Genomic DNA, 3958 nt, shown 5'->3' on the forward strand with positions numbered 1-3958 from the left:
GATTCGCCGTCACCGCCCACGGCGCCGGACGCCCCGATGCCGCGGCGCCGATGGCCGCGCCCGCCGCTGCCGCGCCGGCTTCTGCTGCACCGGCTTCTGCTGCACCCGGTGCCGACGTGCTCGACCCGGCGACCTGGCGCGCGATGATCGGCGCGTCCGACCCCGGCCCGCTGTCGGATCACGCAGTACTTCGAGAATGCCTCGAGGCCAACGGCATCGACGAATCCCGGCCACTGCTGGGGTCACGCACGATCCGGTTCGACGGCCGGGAGGCGGTCGCGCTGGTCCTGGGTGATGCCGCGTCGCCGCGGTTGACGGCACTGGTGGTGGGCACGGGATGCGGCGCTTCCGATCCGGCGACTCTGGTGATCCGTCAGATCGGCTGAGTCGCAAGGAGTTCAACCGTCCGCGGCGGGCAGCAACAGATCGAGGATCCGCTCCCGCAGGGCGGACGTGTCGTCCTCGGCCGCAACGATGCTCGCGAACAGCGCCGCACCCGCGGCGAGGACGAGCACGGCACGTGCGTCGAGGTCGGCGGGAGAGGAGCCGTCGCCGTGGGAGAACAGTGCCGTGCTGGGGCCGCTGAAGGTGCGCCACAGGGTGTTCCGCAGATCGTCGTGATCGCGGAGTGCGGCGATGAGCCCGGGCAGGGCGGCGCGGACGTCGGGGCGGGCGAACAGGTCCGCGCTGCCCCTGACGACCCATTCGATCCAGCCGCGGCGGTCCGTCCCGTGCATCGGGGTCAGGTCCGGCGCGGAACCGAGAAGCGAGTCGAGCACGAGGTGCGCCTTCGACGGCCACCGCCGGGTGAGGGCCGCCCGGCTCACCCCGGCCCGGGCCGCGATGCCGCGCAGGCTCAGGTGTTCCCAGCCGACCTCGAGCAGCATCGCGCGGGTCACGGCGAGGACCTCGGCGTCGATGCGCGGATCGCGGGGGCGGCCGGCGGGCGTGGGGGAGCGGTGGGATGCGGTCATCACCGGTAATTGTGGTGCACGGCACGGCGCGGCACTATAGTTGCAACACGTTACAGAACCACTGGCATCGAAAGTAGGGGCATGACCTCGTCGCGACCCGCCGTGTTCGAACCCGTTCGGCTCGGACCGCTCACCCTGCGCAACCGCATCCTCAAGGCCGCGACGTTCGAGGGCGTCATGCCCGGCGGTCGCGTCACCGACGAACTCGTCGAGTTCCATGCCGAGGTCGCCCGCGGCGGCACCGCACTGACCACCGTCGCGTACTGCGCCGTCGCACCCGGCGGACGCGTACACCGCAACACCGTCGTCCTCGACCGCGACACCGTGCCGGGCCTGCGCCGCCTCACCGACGCCGTGCACGCGGAGGGCGCGCTCGCCTCGGCGCAGATCGGGCACGCCGGACTCGTCGCCAACCAGATCTCCAACGGGACGAAGACCCTCGCCCCGTCCACCCGCATCAGCGCCCCCGCCATGGGCCTGGTGCGGGGCGCGAGTCTCGCGCAGCTCGATCAGGTCGTCACCGATTACGAGAACGCGACCCGCTGCGCCGTCGAGGCCGGATTCGACGCGCTCGAGGTGCACCTGGGGCACAACTATCTGCTCAGCTCGTTCCTCAGCCCGAATCTCAACAAGCGCAGCGACCGCTACGGCGGCAGTCTCGAGAACCGAACCGCGTTTCCCCGACGCGTTCTCGAGGCGGTCCGCAAGGCGGCCGGCGACTCGGTAGCCGTCATCGTCAAGTTCAACATGACGGACGGCGTCCCCAAGGGACTGTGGCTCCACGAGAGCCTGCCCATGGCGCGGCTGATCGAATCCGACGGCCACATCGACGCGATGGAACTCACCGGCGGCAGCTCCCTGCTCAACGGCATGTACTTCTTCCGCGGCGACGTCCCGCTGGCCGAGTTCGTCGCGTCCCAGCCCAGGCTCGTGGGGCTGGGACTGCGGTTCTACGGGCCGCGGCTCTTCCCGACCTACCCCTTCGAGGAGGCGTTCTTCCGCCCGATGGCTCGGCAGTTCCGGTCCGAGCTGCGCACCCCGCTCATCCTCCTCGGCGGCATCAACCGGATCGACACCATCGAGAATGCGCTCGACGAGGGATTCGAGTTCGTCGCGATGGGCCGGGCGCTGCTGCGAGACCCGTACCTCGTCAACAAGTTCCGGGACGAGCACGTGCGCGAAGGGCTGTGCATCCACTGCAACAAGTGCATGCCCACCATCTACACCGGAACCCGGTGCGTCGTGCGCGAATCCCTGCGCGACGTGGAGCACAGCACCTGACGGTGCGCCGGCCCACAGCTATCCTGCAACACCATGGACGGTGGGCGGTGACGAACGCGACGACCCCGCCCGTGCAGGTGCGGGTGCTGGGCGCCGTCGCCGCGCTCGTCGACGGGCAGCCCGTCGCCCTCGGCGGTCCCGTCCGTCGTGCGCTGCTCGCCCGGCTGGTGGCGGCACGCGGGCACCCGGTCTCCGCCGACCGGCTCGTCGAGGACCTGTGGGGCGGGGCACCGCCGGCCAAACCGGTGGCGGCGCTGCAGGCGCACATCTCCCACCTGCGCCGGGTGCTCGGTCCGGGCCACGACCCGCTGCCACGGAGCGCCGCCGGGTACGCGCTGAACCTGCCTGTCGCCGCGGTGGACGCGTGGGCGTTCGAGGACGCCGTCACCCGCACCGTCACCGCACCCCACGACCGGCTCCGGCACCTCGGGCAGGCCCTCCAGCGGTGGCGGGATCCGCTGCCCGACATCGATCGATATCCCTGGGCGGCAATCGAATCCGACCGGCTCGGGGAACTGCGCCGCACGGCGGTGGAACAGTACGCCGAGACCGCGCTCGAACTCGGTGCTCCCGTCGCGCCGCTGATCGCGTCGCTGAGCGACATCGTCGCGGCGGACCCCGGCCGCGAACGCGCCGTCGGGCTCCTGGCGCGCGCCCGGTACCGCGCCGACGGCCCGGCCGACGCCCTCGCCGTCATCCGCCGCTCGCGGCAGTACCTGGCCACCGAACTGGGCCTCGACCCCGGTCCGGCACTACGGGCCGTCGAGCACGAGATCCTCACCGGTACGGCCGGTCCTGCCCGGGACCGAGCGCCGATCGCCGACCACGTCCGCCCCGCCGAACTCGGCGTCCTGCTGGACGAGGCCGGACGCGCCGCCCGCGGTGAGACGCGTCTGACGTGGCTGGCCGGGGAACCCGGGGCGGGCAAGACCCATCTCACCACGCTGCTCGCCGTCGCCCTCGAGGGCGACGGCTGGCAGGTTGCCCGCGGCAACTGCCCCGAGGTGGACGGAGCGCCACCGGGGTGGCCCTGGATCGAGATCCTCGACGCCCTCGCCCACACCGACCCCGACGGCACGGCCACGATGACGTCCCGGCTGGCCGTGCCCGGCACCGGCCTCGACACGTTCGGGCTCGCCCGTTCGCTCACGCGGCACCTCGGCCGCATCGCCGCCGACCGTCCGCTGCTGCTCGTCTTCGACGACATGCACCGCGCCGACGAACCGACCCTGCACCTGCTGCGCCTCACCCTCGCCGCCCTGCGAACCCGGCCGCTGCTCGCCGTCGCCACCTATCGGCCCACCGAGGCGGGGAGCGAACTCGCCGCCGTCCGCGCGGCGACGAACGCATGCCCCGGCCGGCAGATCCGCCTCGCCCCGCTGACCGACGACGGCATCGCCCGCCTCGTCCGCGAATGCGGCGTCGTCGCCCTGGCGCCCGAGGACATGGCGTTGCTCGTCGCCCGGACCGACCGAAATCCGTTGTTCGTCAGAGAATTTGCTCTGCTGATCGCCGACCGGGGCGTCCGGGCACTCCATCACGACGTGCCGGCCGGGATCGCCGACGTACTGCACCACCGCATCCACACGCTGCCCGAGGCCACCGTCGCCGTGCTGTCCGCGGCCGCCGTCCTCGGACGCGAAGCCGACCTGGACGTGCTCGCCGCGATGTGCGGAACCGACCTCGAGTCCCTCCTCGAGCCA

3 protein-coding genes and 1 pseudogene are annotated in these 3958 nt (G+C 72.2%); 3 read left to right on the forward strand and 1 reads right to left on the reverse strand.

Annotation, left to right across the window (positions count from 1 at the left end):
- A pseudogene (locus CQZ88_RS31595) lies at positions 1–386 on the forward strand (hypothetical protein); the annotation flags it as partial.
- Positions 387–398: 12 nt separating this feature from the next.
- Here CQZ88_RS31595 and CQZ88_RS22320 read toward each other — a convergent pair.
- Positions 399–974 carry a TetR/AcrR family transcriptional regulator gene (locus CQZ88_RS22320; RefSeq protein ID WP_029546793.1) on the reverse strand — a complete coding sequence of 192 codons (576 nt, stop codon included), beginning with the start codon at positions 972–974 and terminating at the stop codon, positions 399–401.
- 81 nt (positions 975–1055) lie between these two features.
- On the opposite strand from CQZ88_RS22320, the gene CQZ88_RS22325 reads away from it, so the two are divergent.
- Positions 1056–2255, forward strand: a complete 1200-nt coding sequence (locus tag CQZ88_RS22325; protein WP_006934434.1) for an NADH:flavin oxidoreductase — start codon at positions 1056–1058, stop codon at positions 2253–2255.
- Between the two features lie 47 nt (positions 2256–2302).
- Positions 2303–3958: BTAD domain-containing putative transcriptional regulator (locus CQZ88_RS30020; RefSeq protein WP_180987062.1), on the forward strand; the 1656-nt coding region annotated here is incomplete at its 3' end.

Source organism: Rhodococcus sp. ENV425 (genome assembly GCF_002887785.1).
In the GTDB taxonomy this organism is placed as follows: Bacteria; Actinomycetota; Actinomycetes; order Mycobacteriales; family Mycobacteriaceae; genus Rhodococcus; species Rhodococcus aetherivorans.